This window comes from Rhodococcus sp. Q (assembly GCF_005503035.1).
Classification (GTDB): domain Bacteria; phylum Actinomycetota; class Actinomycetes; order Mycobacteriales; family Mycobacteriaceae; genus Rhodococcus_G.
This window is the reverse complement of the sequence record NZ_SCOY01000003.1, coordinates 123,407-139,472: the sequence shown is the minus strand read 5'-3', so window position 1 is coordinate 139,472 and position 16,066 is coordinate 123,407. Positions and strand designations below refer to the sequence as shown.

General features: G+C 68.6%; 15 protein-coding genes. 5 read left to right on the top strand and 10 right to left on the bottom strand.

Annotation, left to right across the window (positions count from 1 at the left end; all coding sequences use genetic code 11):
* A complete protein-coding gene (locus FFS72_RS04790) occupies positions 1 to 375 on the top strand; it encodes a nuclear transport factor 2 family protein (RefSeq protein WP_137872875.1) in 375 nt (124 codons plus the stop codon).
* On the top strand, positions 375 to 1,826 hold the full coding sequence (locus FFS72_RS04785) for a threonine/serine exporter family protein (protein WP_137872874.1): 1,452 nt from the start codon (positions 375 to 377) through the stop codon (positions 1,824 to 1,826). The genes FFS72_RS04790 and FFS72_RS04785 overlap by 1 nt, the downstream gene beginning before the upstream one ends.
* Before the next feature lie 32 nt (positions 1,827 to 1,858).
* Here the strand turns inward: FFS72_RS04785 and FFS72_RS04780 are convergent, their stop codons facing one another.
* The 3 genes from FFS72_RS04780 to FFS72_RS04770 form a co-directional block, all read right to left on the bottom strand.
* Positions 1,859 to 2,092 carry an MbtH family protein gene (locus FFS72_RS04780; RefSeq protein ID WP_050066407.1) on the bottom strand — a complete coding sequence of 78 codons (234 nt, stop codon included), beginning with the start codon at positions 2,090 to 2,092 and terminating at the stop codon, positions 1,859 to 1,861.
* Entirely contained in the window at positions 2,089 to 3,474 is a 1,386-nt protein-coding gene (locus FFS72_RS04775; protein ID WP_137872873.1) for a lysine N(6)-hydroxylase/L-ornithine N(5)-oxygenase family protein, read from the bottom strand. The genes FFS72_RS04780 and FFS72_RS04775 overlap by 4 nt, the downstream gene beginning before the upstream one ends.
* A 120-nt stretch (positions 3,475 to 3,594) precedes the next feature.
* Complete coding sequence (locus FFS72_RS04770) at positions 3,595 to 4,395, bottom strand: alpha/beta fold hydrolase (RefSeq protein ID WP_050066405.1); 801 nt, start codon at positions 4,393 to 4,395, stop codon at positions 3,595 to 3,597.
* A 165-nt stretch (positions 4,396 to 4,560) separates the two neighbouring features.
* Between FFS72_RS04770 and FFS72_RS04765 the strand changes: the two genes are divergently transcribed.
* The gene (locus FFS72_RS04765) at positions 4,561 to 5,481 is read left to right on the top strand and encodes a tyrosine-protein phosphatase (RefSeq protein ID WP_249353124.1); all 921 of its coding nucleotides are present in this window, start codon (positions 4,561 to 4,563) and stop codon (positions 5,479 to 5,481) included.
* Here FFS72_RS04765 and FFS72_RS04760 read toward each other — a convergent pair.
* Both FFS72_RS04760 and FFS72_RS04755 read right to left on the bottom strand, forming a co-directional pair.
* Positions 5,474 to 7,246, bottom strand: coding sequence for an ABC transporter ATP-binding protein (locus FFS72_RS04760; protein WP_137872872.1), 1,773 nt, complete (start codon positions 7,244 to 7,246; stop codon positions 5,474 to 5,476). The genes FFS72_RS04765 and FFS72_RS04760 overlap by 8 nt on opposite strands.
* Positions 7,243 to 8,961 (bottom strand): ABC transporter ATP-binding protein, encoded by a 1,719-nt coding sequence (locus FFS72_RS04755; protein ID WP_137872871.1) that lies wholly within the window; start codon positions 8,959 to 8,961, stop codon positions 7,243 to 7,245. The genes FFS72_RS04760 and FFS72_RS04755 overlap by 4 nt, the downstream gene beginning before the upstream one ends.
* Positions 8,962 to 9,095: 134 nt before the next feature.
* Between FFS72_RS04755 and FFS72_RS26335 the strand changes: the two genes are divergently transcribed.
* Both FFS72_RS26335 and FFS72_RS04750 read left to right on the top strand, forming a co-directional pair.
* Positions 9,096 to 9,272, top strand: a complete 177-nt coding sequence (locus FFS72_RS26335) for a hypothetical protein (RefSeq protein WP_171018563.1) — start codon at positions 9,096 to 9,098, stop codon at positions 9,270 to 9,272.
* A 48-nt stretch (positions 9,273 to 9,320) separates the two neighbouring features.
* Complete coding sequence (locus FFS72_RS04750) at positions 9,321 to 10,781, top strand: alpha,alpha-trehalose-phosphate synthase (UDP-forming) (RefSeq protein ID WP_137872870.1); 1,461 nt, start codon at positions 9,321 to 9,323, stop codon at positions 10,779 to 10,781.
* Between the two features lie 73 nt (positions 10,782 to 10,854).
* Here the strand turns inward: FFS72_RS04750 and FFS72_RS04745 are convergent, their stop codons facing one another.
* From FFS72_RS04745 to FFS72_RS04725, 5 genes are all read right to left on the bottom strand, one after another.
* Complete coding sequence (locus FFS72_RS04745; RefSeq protein ID WP_249353123.1) at positions 10,855 to 11,403, bottom strand: Rv1363c family protein; 549 nt, start codon at positions 11,401 to 11,403, stop codon at positions 10,855 to 10,857.
* Between the two features lie 11 nt (positions 11,404 to 11,414).
* Entirely contained in the window at positions 11,415 to 12,089 is a 675-nt protein-coding gene (locus FFS72_RS04740) for an Rv1363c family protein (RefSeq protein WP_249353122.1), read from the bottom strand.
* Between the two features lie 62 nt (positions 12,090 to 12,151).
* Entirely contained in the window at positions 12,152 to 13,570 is a 1,419-nt protein-coding gene (locus tag FFS72_RS04735) for an MCE family protein (protein ID WP_137872869.1), read from the bottom strand.
* Entirely contained in the window at positions 13,567 to 14,796 is a 1,230-nt protein-coding gene (locus FFS72_RS04730) for an MCE family protein (protein WP_137872868.1), read from the bottom strand. Before FFS72_RS04730 ends, FFS72_RS04735 begins: the two co-directional genes overlap by 4 nt.
* Entirely contained in the window at positions 14,793 to 16,058 is a 1,266-nt protein-coding gene (locus FFS72_RS04725; protein ID WP_137873002.1) for an MCE family protein, read from the bottom strand. Before FFS72_RS04725 ends, FFS72_RS04730 begins: the two co-directional genes overlap by 4 nt.
* Positions 16,059 to 16,066 lie beyond the last annotated feature (8 nt).

Below are 16,066 nucleotides of genomic sequence, written 5' to 3'. Positions count from 1 at the left end.
ATGAGCACATCCGAGATCGCCACGGTCCTCGCGTGGCACGACGCGTTGAACTCCTCCGACCTCGACACCCTGCTCGCGCTGTCCAGCGACGACATCGAAGTCGCCGATCCGGACGGAGCCGGGCAGGGGATCAACGCCCTGCGTGAGTGGGCATCGACAGCGGGGTTGACTCTCACCCCCGGCCGGATGTTCGTGCACGAGGGCGTTGTCGTCGTCGAGGAGCAGCGAACGGTCGCGGTCCGGCCCGACGAGTCCACCACCACCGCAGCGGCGTTCCGTGTGGTGCACGACCGGGTGACGTCGGTGTTCCTCCACAAGGACCTCGCGTCGGCGTTCGATGCGACCGATCTGACGGAAGAGGACGCGGTGTCCTGATGGCCTGGTGGCAGTCGGCCGTCACCACTCTGGGAAAGCTTGTCGGCGAACGTGCGGTCGTCGACGAGCCGGTCGCCGCGCCCACCCCGCTCCAACCGATCGATCTCACCGAGGACGCCCGGGTCGCCCAGGTGCTCGACCTGGCGGTGCGTTCCGGCGAGGTTCTGCTCGCGGCGGGAACGTCCGCAGTGGACACCGCCGCGCAGGTCCAGTTCGTCGCCGCCACCTACGGACTGGCCCGCTGCGACGTCGACGTCACGTACAACTCGATCCGCGTCAGCGCCTACCGCGGACCGACGATGCCGCCCGCGACGAGCATGCGGATCGTGCACTACCGGTCCCTCGACTTCACTCGCCTTGCCGCCGTCGACAAGCTGACCCGGCAACTGCGCACCGAGGCGATCGACCCGGTGATCGCGCTGGCCGAGATCAGTGCCATCACGCACTCTCCGCACCCGTACAACCGCTGGGTCGCGACATTCGCGTGGTCCGGGATGGCCGCGTCCGTCGCCGTCCTGCTCGGCGGCGGCGCCCTCGTCGCGCTCGTCAGCCTGCTGACCACGGCCGTCATCTACCTGGTGAACCTGACCCTCAATCGGTTCGGTCTCCCCTATTTCTTCCAGCAGGTCGTCGGCGGCTTCATCGCAGCCACCCCGGCAGGCATCCTGTACGCGCTGCGGGAACCGCTGGCCCTCGACGTGAAACCGTCACTGGTCATCGCCGCGGGGTTGACGGTGCTGCTGTCCGGGCTCGCGCTGGTCGGTTCCGTGCAGGACGCGATCACCGGCGCCCCGGTGACGGGTGTGGCCCGGTTCTTCGAGGTCCTGATGCTCACCGGCGGCATGATCGCCGGTGTCGCGCTGTCCCTGCGTATCGCCGCGGCGTTGGGGGCACCGCTTCCGCTCACCGTACCGAGCCAGTTCTCGACGAGCCTGACGGAACTCCCGGTGCAGGTCGTGGCGGGCGCGGCCACCGCGCTGTTCTTCGCGCTCGCCTGTTATGCCGAGCGGCGCGCCGTCGTGGTCGCCGCACTCAGCGGCGCCGCAGGCATCCTCGTGCTCAACCTCGGTCTCGCCATGTCCATCGGGCCGGTGGTCGGCACCGCGATCGCCGCGACCGCGGTCGGTTTCGTCGGCGGCCTGCTGGCCCGCCGTGCCCTGACCCCGCCGTTGGTCATCGCGGTGTCAGGGATTACACCGCTGCTACCCGGCCTGTCGCTGTACCGCGGGCTGTACGCACTACTCAACGACGAACTGCTGCTCGGTATCAGCGGCATGATGTCGGCGTTCGGCATCGGCGTCGCGCTAGCCGCGGGAGTGACGCTCGGCGAATGGGGAGCGCGGACGGTGCGACGTCCTCGGATGCTGCGCAGAACAGAAGCGCTCCGGTACCCGTTCCTGCAACGAATGCAGAACGGGCCCGGAGCGCGCAATCTGTGGTTCCGGCGGTGACGCGGCGGGTGGCCGCTTCGCCGGAAGGCTAACTAGCCGTTACCGGCAGCCTTGTCCTTCTCCATGGCCTCGCGGAGGCTCTTCGGCCGCATGTCGGTCCAGTTCTTCTCCACGTACTCGACGCATGCCTGCCGGCTCTCCTCGCCGAACACGACACGCCAGCCCTGTGGGACCTCCGAGAACGTGGGCCAGAGCGAGTGCTGGTCCTCGTCGTTGACGAGCACATAGAAGCGACCGTCTTCGTCGTCAAAGGGATTCGTGCTCATTTGGCCTCGCTTGTCGCAAACTCGTTCGAAGTGCTGTCCACCACTGTGGAGGCCTCGACCCTACCAAGATCGAGACGTGCTGATCGATTTACCACGAGGGAATTCAGAATCTCTCCCGCACGCACCGCGACATTAGACAACAGCGACGCGGTCAGCCCGTGCGTTTTCTCGGTTCCGCCCTGGAGATAGATGCCGGCGCGCACGTCGTCCGGCGTCTGGAGGCGATAGTCCCGGGCCACTTCGGTGACCTGATCGCCCTTCGGCGCGAGGTCGCCGAGCAGCTCGCTCAACGGCGCAGGTGAGAAGCCGGTGGCGAGCACCAGCGCATCGCAGACGAGGGTGTCGGTGAGACCGTCCAGGTTGCTGCGGACGGAGACCTCGATGCCGTCCTCACCCTCCTGAGCGGAGACGATCTCCGACGCGCGGTGCATGAAGAGCCGCCGCTTGCCACGCACGAGCTCCTGGTATTCCGTCGTGTACAGCTCGTTGATCAGATCGATGTCGACGACGGAGTAGTTCGTGCCCTTGTGAACCGCCAGCAACCGCTCCCGCTCCTGGGGGCAGGCGGCATGGAACTCGTCGACCGTGGACGGGTCGAAGATCCTGTTGGCGTACGGGCTGTCGTCGGCCGGGCTGTATCCGTATCGGGTGAAGACGCTGTGCACCTCGGCGTCCGGGTAGTGCCGATGCAGGTACTGCACGACCTCGGCCGCGCTCTGACCCGCGCCGAGCACCGCGAAGCGCTGGTGCCGAATCTCCGGCATCTTCTCGATGTGGAACAGGAACTGGTGGTTGTGGAAGCAGCGGGCCGACGGCGCGGCCCAGTCCGGGCGCCGCTCACGCAGACCCGCCCCGACCGCGACGTTGCGCGCCCGCAGGGTCTCCCCGTTCGCGGTCGTGATCGCGAACTCGTCGACGGTTCCCTCGTCGGTCCGCAGCCCGGCGACGTCGGTCACCGCCGCGCCGAACCGGACGTCGGCGTCGACGCGCCCGGCCGCCCACTGCAGGTAGTCGTTGAACTCGTGCCTGCTCGGGTAGAACGTCTGGTGGTTGACGAAGTCGACGAGCCTGCCCTTCGCGTGGAGGTACGCGAAGAAGCTGTACGTGCTGGTCGGATTCCGGAAGGTCACCAGGTCCTTGGGGAACGCGATCTGCATGGTCGCACCGTCGAGAAGCATGCCGGGATGCCAGACGAAGTGGTCCTGCCGTTCGAGGAAGACTGCGCGCACGCTGTCCTCGGGGGCGCAGGTGGCGTTGTGTTCCTCGATCGCGATGGCGAGCGCGAGATTCGACGGGCCGAAACCGATCCCGACGATGTCGAGCACGTCGGAGGCATCCGACGCGCGAACAACGTCACCTCGGTCGCGTGGGGTCGAGTCCATGGCAGTCGTCCATCCTCGCCGTGCTGCGCGGCGGTCCGAGTTTCCGCAGCCCACAATCGAGCCGGGCCGATTAATAGCGCAGCCTACCCTAAGGAACGACGACTTCCGCGACCCCCGTCGTCAGCCCTTGAGGAAGTCGAGGACGACCGAGTTCACCGCCTCCGGGCGCTCGAGGTAGCCGTAGTGCCCGCAGTCCGCCAGCTCGACGTACTGAGCACCCGGAATCGCCTTCGCGACCTCGGCCGCGAGATGCGGCGGGACCAGACGGTCGTCGGCGAAACCGATCGCCAGGCAGGGCACCGTCATCTTCGCGTACGCAGGCAGCCGGTCGCCGAAGTCGTCGAGGTTCTGCTGCGCACGGACTCCCGGCGAGGTCTCACCCTTGGAGAACGCGAAGATGTCGAGCCAGTCCTGGGCGGCCATCGGATCGACCAGCGACGCCGGCGACAGGTTGAGCACGGCAGTGATCGCCGCCCGGTACGAGGTGGGCAGCGTGACACCCTGCCGGTCGAGTTCGCGCTCACCCTCGGACAGGAACTTCTGCAACGTGTCCCGACGGCCGTGGGACGCAAGGAATACCGCCTTGCGCACCAGTTCCGGCCGGGTGAGCGCGAGTTCCTGAGCGACGCGCGCACCGAGTGACGTACCGACGACGTGAGCGGGCCCGCCGAGGTGTTCGATCAGCGCCGCCGTGTCGGCGACCATGTCCTCGACGGTGAATCCGCCTGCGCACTCGTCCGTCGGGGCGATGCCGCGATTGTCGAAGGTGCACACCCGGTAGCCGGCGGCGACGAGCGCCGGAACCTGGTGCAGATCCCACACACGCCCGGGACTGCCGGTGCCCATGATCAGCACTACGAGGTCACCTGAGCCCTTGACCTGGTAATTCAGCTGAATCCCATTGATCGTGGCGAGCGGCATGTACGGACCTTTCCTGCGGGGATGACGACCCAGCCACGCTACCCTGCCCGCCGGACACGCCACCGCGAGACAGCGCCGCGCAGCCGGTTACCCCGGTTCGGGCCTCGCAGGGCCCCGAACGCTTGTAGCCTCGCCCCCGACCTCCCCCGGCGCACGAGGAGCACCATGAGTTCACCAGCTTCGGTCCGAAAGCGTTCGCGCGCAGTCTGCGTCGCGTTGGCCACCGCCGTCACGATGCTGCCCGCGCTGTCCGGCACCGCGATGGCGTCGGCACAGTCGAGCTTCGACTGGAGCGACCTCAACTCGGCGTCCGCCGGTTTCGGGTCCTCCGGCGAGCAGCCCGCCCTGCCCGAGATTCCGCCGCCGTCGGCGGCCGCTGTCCGACTCGAGGGCGCACGCAATTTCCGTGACGTCGGCGGATACCGGACCGCGGACGGCAGGACGGTGCGGCCGGGCCTCGTGTACCGCGCCAACAAGCTCAGTTCCCTCACCAACGCCGATCTGGCGAAACTGACAGCCGCGAACCTCACCCTCGACGTCGACCTGCGCAACGCCTCCGAGCGCAGCGAGGACCCCGATCGGATCCCCGAGGGCGTCCGCTACCAGGTTGCCGACGTCGTCGGCATAGGGAACGGCATCGGATTCCACGAGTTCGTCCCGCTGACGCTGGGCCGCGCGCTGGTCGACGCCGCGGTCAGCGGCTCCTCCGACATCGGTCAGACCGTCGGCTACCCGTTCATGGTCAACTTCACCGGATCCGACGTCGCCTTCCACGACCTGATCACCGCGATCGCGACGAACCCCGACGGCGCGACCGTCTACCACTGCAGCGCGGGCAAGGACCGGACCGGCTGGGGCACCGCGATCCTGCTGACCATCCTCGGTGTCCCCCGCGACGTGATCAGCGCCGACTTCATGGCGTCGAACACCTATCTCGGACGCGACGACGCGGTCGAGCTGTCCTGGCTGAACGCCGCGTTCGCCCAGGTGGACCGCCTGTACGGCGGCATGGACGCCTACGTGCGCGACGGCCTCGACATCGACCAGGCGACGATCGACGCCCTGCGCGCGAAGCTGCTCACCTGACGGACCACGCCGTCCACAGTCGCGCGTAACGTCCCTGTGCCGCAACGAGCTCGGCGTGCGTCCCGGACTCCACGACGGCGCCGTCGTCGAGCACCAGCACCCGATCGGCGGACGCCGCCTGCGTGAGCCGGTGCGCGACGACGAGGGTCGTGCGGCCGCGGGTGGCGGCGTCGGCCGCCGCCTCGAGGTCGCGCGCGCCTGCGCTGCCCGCCTCCGCGGTCGCCTCGTCGAGGATCGCGACCGGCGGGTCGGCGAGCACCAGACGGGCCAGCGCCAACTGCTGGGCCTGCGCGGCGGTGAGCACGTGTCCGCCCTCGCCGACGACGGTGTCCACTCCCGATTCGAGTGCTCGCACCCAGCCGTCGGCACCGACCGTGGCCAGTGCCGCCTCCGCGTCGAGTGCCGTCGCCGTCGGCCGCGCCAACCGCAGGTCCTCGATCAGCGGGCCGGCGAACACGTGCACCTCCTGGCTGACGATCACCACCTGCTCGCGGAGTCGGTCGCCGAGATCCGGTAGCGCGACCCCACCGATGGTCACCTCTCCGGCGGTCGGGACGAGAGAGCCCGCCGCGAGCGCCGCGACCGTCGACTTGCCCGCACCCGTCGCTCCGACCAGCGCCACCCGCTCACCCGGTGCCAGTCGAAGGTCGACGCCGCGCACTGCGTCGCGGTCGTCGTCGTAGCTGAAGGTGACCCCGTTCAGCCGCAGTTCCGCGGAGGCAGGCGTCGCATCCAGGGCGGAGGCGGTGGGCGGCGCGGGCAGGTCGACGACGCCGACGAGTCGGGCCAGTGAGGCGCCCGCCGACTGCACCTCGTCGAACGTGAACAGGAGCATGCCGATCGGGTTGAACAGTCGGTGGAACAGCAGCGCGGCCGCCGTGGCGGCGCCGACGGTGACGTGACCGTCACGGACGAGGACGAATCCGACGGCGAGGATCACCGACAGCCCGATGAACTCGGCGCGGTTCCCGCGCCCGGCGAGCCTTGTGAACAGGGAGAACACGCCGATCGCGAGGTCGCGCGCCCGTCCCGACGCACGGTCGATCTCCGCCAGGTGCCGCTCCTCGAGCCCGTAGGCGCGCACGGTCCGGGCCCCGGTCATGCTCGAGACCAGCGCCTGCGCCCGCTCGCCCATCGCGACCCTCTCCGCCGCGAATATCGGCCCCGACCTCGGCAGATACCAGCGCAGTGCCATCCCGTACATCGGCAACGCGACCGCACCCGCCAGCCCGAGACGCCAGTCCAGACCGGTCATCGCGGCCAGACTCACCACCACCAGCAGCACCGCCGAGACCAGGTTCGGGACGACGTCGGCGACGGCCTTGCCGATCACCGAGACGTCGTCCCCGACGCGGGAGAGCAGATCACCCTTGCCAGCGCGCTCGACGGTCGCGACCGGCAGCGTCAGTGCACGTTCGACGGTGGCTTCGCGCAACCCGGCCAGCATGGTTTCGCCGAGGCTGCTGATCAACACCGACGTCCATCCGGCGAGCACTCCGCCGATGATCGCGGCGACGGTGATGACCGCGATCACCCCGACGATCACGGACGCGTCCGCCTCGTCCCGCACGCTGTCCACGAGCAGCCCGAACACGTAGATCGGCACCAGCGCGGCGGCGGCACCGACGGTCCCCACCAGCAGGGTCAGGGCGGTGAGCCCGCGACGACCGGCGAGTTCGCCGCGCAGCCATGTCCAGCAACGGCGGGCCCGTGCGATCGGCAGCAGGACTCCCGACCCGGGCGACGACTCGGTGGGCGCGGTCATCGCAGCACCGCCTTCCGGTACGACTCGTCCTGGGCGACCAGCTCCGCATGCTCGCCCTCGGCGACGACGGTGCCGTCGCCGATCACGAGGACCCGATCGGCGGCCGCGAGCAGGGCCGGGCTCGACGTGATCAGGACGGTGGTGTGCGCGCGATCGGTATCGCCGTGCCGCAGGTCCGCGATGCCGTCGGCGATGGACTGTTCGGTGACCGCGTCGACCGCGGTCGTCGGGTCGTGCAGGACGAGCAGCGGCGTCCCGGCGAGCAGGGCCCGCGCCAGCGCGACGCGTTGCCGCTGGCCGCCGGACAGGCTGGTACCGCGGTCGGTGATCTCCATGTCCAACCCGTCGGCGTGCGCGTCGACGACGTCGACCGCGGCCGACGCCACCAGGGCGCGCCACACGGTGTCCGTGTCGGCGTCGACCAGCCCGGCCGTGACATTCGATCCGACCGTGCCCGCGAACAGGTCGGTGTGGTGCGGTTCGACGAGCAGCGCGCGCCGAGCGTGGACGGGCTCGATGTCGGACAGCGGCACGCCACCGACGGTGACGCTGCCGCGGTATTCCGAGGCAGGAACGTGCCCGGACAGCAGGTGCGCGAGCGCCTCGGCGTCCTCGGGACGGTGCGCGAGCACCCCGAGCAGCTCGCCCGGTCGCGCCCGCAGGCTCAGTCCGTCGAGCGAGCGGAAGCCGACGTCGGCGAGGTCGAGGTCGGTGCCGTCGGGCAGCGGACGGTCGCCTGCCGGGACCAGCGGCTCCGCGTCGAGGAGGAGCGCGAGCCGGTTCGCCGACGCCCGGGAGACCGCGACGAACCCGGGTAGCCGTGACAGCGTCCCGAGCGGCTCGATGACGAACTGGGCGAGGCCGACCACGGTGATCAGCTCGCCGACACCGAGGTGACCTTCGAGGGCGAACCAGCCCGCGAGCCCGGCGACACCGACGGCGAGGAGCCCGCTGACGGTGACCGACGCACCGGTGAAGGCGCCGGTCGCCCGTGCGGCGTGCAGGGTGGCGTCCAGCGCCCCTCGACTCGCGTCGCGGTACCGGTCGGCGGCTCGCCGTTCCGCGCCGAGTCCGCGGAGCGGCCTGAGCCCGGCAACGAGATCGGTGGCGACCGCCGCCGCCCGAGCGGTCGTCTCCTGCTGCGCCGTGACGCGGCGCGTGACCAGCGGCGCGGCGAGCTGCATCACCCCGAGGACGATCGGAGTGCCAACCAGCACCGCGAGCCCCAATGGGACGTTGATCACCAGCAGGGCGACGGCCGACGCCGTGAGCGCGGTCAGCGCGGCCGCGCCGCGGGGCACGATGTCGACAATCCACGCCTCACGTTCGGCGTCCGACGTGGCGACGGTCAGGAGTTCACCGGCACGCAGGTCCGTCCGGACACCGCGAGGGTCGAGGATGCGGCCCGCGACCTCGACGCGCAGTAGGTGCGCCTCCAGCTCCATCGCGCCGACGAGGAGTCGCGCACCGTACCGCCACGCCGCCGTGAGCACGAGAAACAGCACCGCGAGTGCACCGATCGACCACACCAGCGCGGACGTCGAACTCGGTGTGATCGCCTTCGCGACGATGACGCCGATCGCGATCGGCACCATCGTCTCGGCCAGTTGGTGCACCGAGACGAGCACGATTCCTGCAGACAGCCGGGCCCGATGCCTCCGGATGGTGCGCCACAGAATCGCGCCGCCGCCGGCACGTCCGGGTGGGTTGGTCATCTTCTCCCGATCGCATTGAAGTCATTGGAACCTTAAACCTGCGGGAACTGGACCAGCAGGGTCCGGGTCTCCTAGAGTCGCGGGCAGAAATCACGGCTGCGCGTCGCGCGGCTTCCCCTTGGAGGAACGCCACTATGGCAACGAAGACCACCGACACCGAAAACGACATCCCGGACGAGGAACTCGAACCGGTCGCCGACGAAACCGCCCGGCAGGCGCAGCGCGTCGTCGCGGCGTATGCAGCCGATGCCGACGAATGCCGCATGCTGCTGTCTATGCTCGGTATCGGCCCCTCGGCCAAGATCGACTAGTTCGCCGCCCTACCGGCAACGGCAGCTCGGCCAAGCAAAAGGACCACAGTGGGCTCAGCTACTTCGGAATTCGTCGTCGTCGCCAACAGGCTGCCCGTCGATCTGGAGAAGTTGCCCGACGGGGGCACCCGCTGGAAGCGCAGCCCGGGCGGACTGGTCACCGCCCTCGAACCCATCCTCCGCGGTAACAGCGGGGCATGGGTGGGCTGGCCCGGTGTTCCGGACACCGACCTCGATCCGATCGAGCTCGACGGCATCGAGATGCATCCGGTCGCGCTCAGCGCGAAGGAAGTCGCCGACTACTACGAGGGCTTCTCGAACGCGACCCTGTGGCCGCTGTACCACGACGTGATCGTGCGCCCCGAGTACCGCCGTGAGTGGTGGAACGCGTACGTCGAGGTCAACCGCCGATTCGCGGAGGCGACCGCGGAGACCGCCGCCGAGGGCGCGACGGTCTGGATCCAGGACTACCAACTCCAGTTGGTGCCGAAGATGCTGCGGATGCTGCGTCCCGACCTCACCATCGGGTTCTTCCTGCACATCCCCTTCCCGCCGGTCGAGTTGTTCATGCAGATGCCGTGGCGGACGGAGATCGTCGAGGGCCTGCTTGGCTCCGACCTGATCGGGTTCCACCTGCCCGGCGGCGCGGAGAACTTCCTGTTCCTGGCCCGCAAACTGCTCGGCCATCAGACCTCGCGCGGCACCGTCGGTGTGCGCTCGAGGCTCGGTGTCGTGCAGGTCGGGTTCCGCACCGTCCGCGTCGGCGCGTTTCCGATCTCGATCGCGTCGGGTGAACTCGACGCGGCGGCACGCCAGAAGTCGATCCGGGACCGTGCGCGACAGATCCGCAAGGAACTCGGCAACCCGAAGAAGATCATGCTCGGTGTCGACCGCCTCGACTACACGAAGGGCATCGACGTCCGACTCGACGCACTGCACGAACTGATCGCCGAGAACCGCGTCGATCCGGCGGAGACCGTGATGGTGCAGTTGGCGACGCCCAGCCGTGAGCGGGTCGAGTCCTACGTGCAGATGCGGGGCGAGATCGAGATGACGGTCAGCCGCATCAACGGGGAGTACGCCGAGGTCGGCCGCCCGGTGGTGCACTACATTCACCGGCCTATCCCCCGCAGCGAACTGATCGCGTTCTTCGTCGCCGCCGACGTCATGCTGGTGACGCCCCTGCGGGACGGCATGAATCTGGTCGCCAAGGAGTACGTCGCGTGCCGCGGCGACCTCGGCGGCGCGCTCGTCCTCAGTGAATTCACCGGCGCCGCAGCCGAACTCCGTCAGGCGTACCTGTGCAATCCGCACGACCTCGAGGACGTCAAGGACAAGATGGAAGCGGCGCTGACGCAGGACGTCGAGGACGGACGTAGGCACATGCGCGCCCTGCGCAGGCAGGTGCTGGCCCACGACGTCGACCGCTGGGCGAAGGCGTTCCTGACCGCCCTGTCACGAGACTCCGTGGCCGGCCATTCGCTCATGTCCTCGGACCCCGCCGAGTGAGCGAATCCCGGTGACGCCCAACGACGACGGGCCCTCGGATCATTCCGAGGGCCCGTCGTCGTCTGCGCGAGTGCTACACCGGGGTGAGTCGTCCGGTCAGCCAGCGGTCGCCGTCCTTGTGCATCTCCATCCGCACCCGGCTGCCGGTGGTGGCGGCGTCGGGGACGTCCGCGGTCGTGGTCACCTGGTTGACGAAGAGCAGCACGACGGCGTCGTCCGGGGTGGCGGAGACGATCGATCCCGCCTGCACTGTGGCCTGCACGGTGAGCTTGCGTTCCTTCGCGCCCGGCGCGATGGTCCCCTCGACCAGCTTCGTGTACTCCTCACGGAAGTCACCGGTGAGTCCATCCGCTGCGGCCGCCAACTGCTGGTCGACCTCGTTGTAGTTGTAGGACAGCATGGCTGCGGCCTGCACGCTCGCGGCCGCGACCGCGTCGGTTCGGGCCTGTTCCGACGCCTTGTCGTCGAGATAACCCTTCCCGAGGATGACGACGGCCACCGTGAGCGCCACGATCACCACCGCCGCCACCGCGGCCAGAACCTTGCCTGCGGCACCGGATTTCGCGCCCTCGGGAGTGACACCTTCATTCGTGGTGTCGCCGGACACGGTCTCTTCACTCATGACGTCTCCGCTCATGGCACGAACTCCACCTTCGAGGCCGTCATCGTTCCGCCGTCGTCGGTCACGGTCACCCGCATGCGGAAGTCGCGCGGCCCGTTCTGCGCACCGTCCGGGGTACTGACGTCGGCGCGAGCCGCGACGAGCACCTTGGCGGTGTTTCCGTCCTCGCTCTCGATTCCCGATTCGAGGATCTTGCCGACGGTGGTGACGCCTGCTTCCTTCACGACGCTGACGAACGGGTCTTCCCTGCCGTCGAACTCGGCCTTGAACTCGCCGCTCGCTCCGGCGAGGATCCGCTCGACGTCCTCCTTGGCCGTATCGGGCTTGATCGTGGTCAGGTTGATGACCGTGTCCTGCGCCGTCGTCACGAACTCGGCTCGCTGCGCGTCACGGTCGTTGGCGGCACTGCGTTCGAACAGCAACCACACCGCGGTTCCGGCGAGGGCGAGCACGAGGACACCGGCGACGATCGACGCGACGAGGCCACGAGATGATCGCGCCGGGCCTGCAGCGGCTTCCGATGACTCGTCCTCCACGGCCTCCTCCACAGCGGAGACATCGGGTGCGGCAGCTGCGACGGCAGGACTGCCAGGAACCACATCGTCCTGGTCGCCCGCCGCGGGACCTGAGTCCCCGACGGCCGCGACCACCTCGTCGGCGGGAGCGGGCGTTGCCGACGCGGGCACCTGTTCCGGCGGGCCGGCGGATCGACTGGCCCGCCTCCGTGCGGTCTGTTTCGTATCGGGCGTCAGCCCTGCTGACGTGTCATCATCGTCTGCCACGTCGTGTCCTCTCTTGCTGTTCCTCCCGACGCCAGCGCGGGCTGGGCGTACAGGCGGCCGTCGGGCCCGACGTACTTACCGGTTGTCGGGTCGTACGGGCGCGCAGTGGCGGGCACCCCCGAGGCTCCGGTGTAGGACGCCGGAGCGGTCGTGTACGAGGGTACAGACGGATCCTGAACGGGCCCGTTCGGCGGGTTGTTGCCCTGTGCAACGTATCCCGCTTCGCTGCGGCATTCCTCGACCGTGCCCGCACGCTTGCCGGGGAACTCCTGGCACGGGTAGTTCCGGGCGCCGCGGACCGCGGACGGGTCGTCAGGCGCCGTCTTGCAGAAGATGTTCGGCGGCGTGTCCGGGATGGACACCTCGTTGCCCGGACGCCACTGGTCGGGCGGCAGGAAGCCGGTGGTGCACGGCGGCGGGTCGTTGACCGACAGGTGGAAGTTGACGATGGCGCCCTCCTCCTCCGGCCCCGCCAGGGCCGCCGTCATCAGCCCCGTTGTCAACGGCGGGTAGAGGACCATCACCTGTTCGATGCTCTTGTTGTAGATCACGCCGACCTCGCCGATGCTGACCAGGTTGGCCAGCAGAACCGGAAGGGTGGGCTGAAGTTCCTGGAACAGTTCGGTGGCTTCGGCCGCCGCCTCCGGGCCCTTGTCGAGCAGGCTGCGGATCTGCGGGTCGCTGGCCCGGAGCTGGTTGCTGAACGTCACCAGATCCTTGGTCCACGACCGGATCTCGTCGCTCGTGACCACCTGGGTGTCGAGCAGCGCGCCAGCCTGGTCGATCAGCGTCTTCGTCGCGTCGACGTTGGCATTGGCCTCCTGCACGAACAGTCGTGCGGAGTCGATCAGCTGCTGCAGGTCCGGTCCCGCACCGTTGAACGCCTTGAACGACTCGTCTACCACCGTGCGCAGCTGGGTGTTCGAGATGCTCTTGACGAGGGTGTCGGCCTGGTCGAGCATCGCTCCGACGTCCTGCGGCGTCGACGTCCGATCCAGCGGGATCACGTCGCCGTCGCCGAGGTACGGCTCCGAGTCGGTGCGCGGGATCAGGTCCACGTACTGCTCGCCGATCGCGGAGACGCTCTTGACCACCGCGTCCACGTCCGCCGGAATGTCGTACCCGCTGTCGACGGAAATGTTCGCGTCCACCCCGTCCTCGGTGAGCACCACCTCGTCGACCTTGCCGACGTTGGTGCCGCGGAAGGCGACGTTGGCGTTCGGGTAGAGCCCGCCGGTCGAATCCAGTTCCACGGTGACACCGAACTGTCCGATGCCGAACAGTGCGGGCAGCTTCACGTACTGGGTGGCCATGACCACCAGTCCGACCACGGTCAGGATCGAGAAGATCACCAACTGGGTGCGAACGAATTTCGTGAGCATCATGGCGTCGGTGCTCCTAGCTGAGGCAGGCCGGGAATCTGGATCTGCGGCAACCCGGGAATCAATGGGGTCGCGGGCTTCGGTTCGGCCTGGACCGGGTCGGGACTCCGCGGCGCGGGCGTTGCGAGTGGGTTCTCGGCCTGACCCGCGGTCCCCGCGAACGCACCGAGCGCACCCTCCACGCCTGCGAGGCGGGTACCCGCATTCGTTCCACCGAGGAAGTTCGTGTCGAGTCGAGCGTTGGTCAGGTCGACCATCATCATCAGGTTCGCGTAGTCGCCACGGAACACCTGGTCCATGTTCTTCATCGTGAACGGGAAGGTGAGCATGAGCGAGAGCACGTCTGTCAGCGCGTTACCGGTGCCGGCCAGCTGGGTGAGAATCGGCACGAGCGACGCCAGGTTCGACTCCAGGTCGTCGCCGCTCTCGTTGATGACGCGGGTAGCGGTAGCGCTGAAGTTCCCCAGCGCGACAAGGGCGTTGGTGAGGTTCTGACGCTCCCCGACCAGTACCTCGAGCGCGGGAGGGATCCCTTCGAGGGCCGCGTTGAGCGTCTCGGTCTGCGCGTTGACCGTGCTCGCGAGTCGGTCGATGCCTTCCATCGCGGAGATGATCTCGCCGCGCTGGGCGTCGAGGCTGCCGACGAGCTGGTCCAGCTGCGGGAGCAGATCCCGGATCGACTCCTCACGACCGCCGAGCGCCGCGTTCAGTTCACGGGTGATGTCGTTGATCTGCGCCAGACCGCCGCCGTTGAGCACGACGGACAGCGAGGACAGGGTCTGCTCGGTGGTCGGGTACGCGTCGGCACGGTCGATCGGAATGACGGCGCCGTCTTCGAGGGTGCCCTTCGGCGCGACTCCGGGCGGCGGAGCCAACTCCAGGTGCTGCGAACCGAGGAGGCTCGTCTGGCCGATCTTCGCGGTTGCGTTGGCAGGCAACTCGACGCCGGGGTTGATCGACACCGTGACCAGGGCGTGCCACCCGTCCAGTTCGATGTCCGTCACGGCTCCCACCGTCACGTCGCTCACCCGTACGGGTGAGTTCTGCGACAGCGTGGTCACGTTCGGCATCTCGATCTGGACGGTGTACGCGCCGTCCTCGCCACCTTCGGTGCCGGGCAACGGAACCGAGTTGAGCCCCTCCCACTCGCAACCGGTCAGGGCCAGCGTCAACGCCGTGGCCGTCGCGATCGCCGCGACCGAACGGCGGGTTCGCCTCCGCGCGATCATCGTCCCCCTCCCGGGTTGAGCAGTGCACCGAGATCCTTGGGGACATCGATGGTGGGCATGCCGGCGAGCGGGCCTCGCGCCGCCGCGGTCCGGGGCGGGACCTCGCCTGCCAGGCTCGGCGGCGAGTACACGATCTGGTCGGGCGTCGCGCTCGCCCCGATCGCCGGATTCACCAGGAAGCCGGGGTAGTTCATCGCGACCGAGTTCAGCACAGGCCCGAGGTACTGCGCGCAGAGGTCGGCGCTGCGATCCGAGTCGTTGGTCTCGAGACCCTCGATCATGCCGCAGATCATGTTGATCGGATTGCCCGCGTTGGTTGCCGCGATCGCACCGTTGAGCGATCCGTGCCGCGGACTGTAGATGTTGTTGAAGTTCGCGAGGGCGTTCGGTGCCACGTGCAGCACCTGCTCCAGCTGGGGGCGCTTCTCGACGAGAGTCGTGGTCACGTCTGCGAGTCGACCGACCTGCTCGTTGAGCGCGTCACCATTCTCCGAGACGAAGCGCTGGACGTCACCCATCGCGACATCGAGGTCCGTGAGCGCGGTCCCCAGTTCGTCGCTGGTGTCGGCGAGGAGCGACGACACGGAGGCGAGCCGGCCACCGAACTGCACGATCTGCTCGTTGCTCGCGGACAGTGCCGAGACGAACGCCTGAAGGTTCCGAACGGTGCCGAACAGGTCGGTGCGCCCGTCCGAGAGGAGCTTCATCGTGTCGGAGATCTCGCGCAGCGTGTTGCGCAGCGCCTCACCATTGCCGTCGAGGTTCGCACCCGCGGTGTCGATGAAGCGGCCGAGCGAGCCCTGATCCGCGGACCCCTGCGGTCCGAGCTCGTCGGACAACCGGGCCAACTCGGTCTTGATCTCGTCCCATTCCACCGGAACGGCTGTGCGTTCCACGGGAATCTCGGCGCCGTCGCTCATCGCGTCGCCGCCGTCGTAGACGGGGGTCAGCTGGATGAAGCGTGCCGCGACGAGGCTCGGAGCGACGATCACGGCCTTCGCATCGGCCGGGATGTCGACGGACCGGTCGACGTTCATCACCACGGTCGCGCCGGTGCCGTTGGGGTCGATGCTCTCGATCGAGCCGACCTTCACGCCGAGAACGCGGACGTCGTCGCCCGCGTAAAGGCCGGTGGTGGAAGGGAATTCGGCAGTGATGGTGGTCTTGCCGACGCCGGGAAAGAAGTACAGCGCCCCGGCGACGACCGCGGCGACGACAACCGCGACGGCACCGCCGATCAGCCACTTGTTGTTCGAGTTCATCTGGGCGC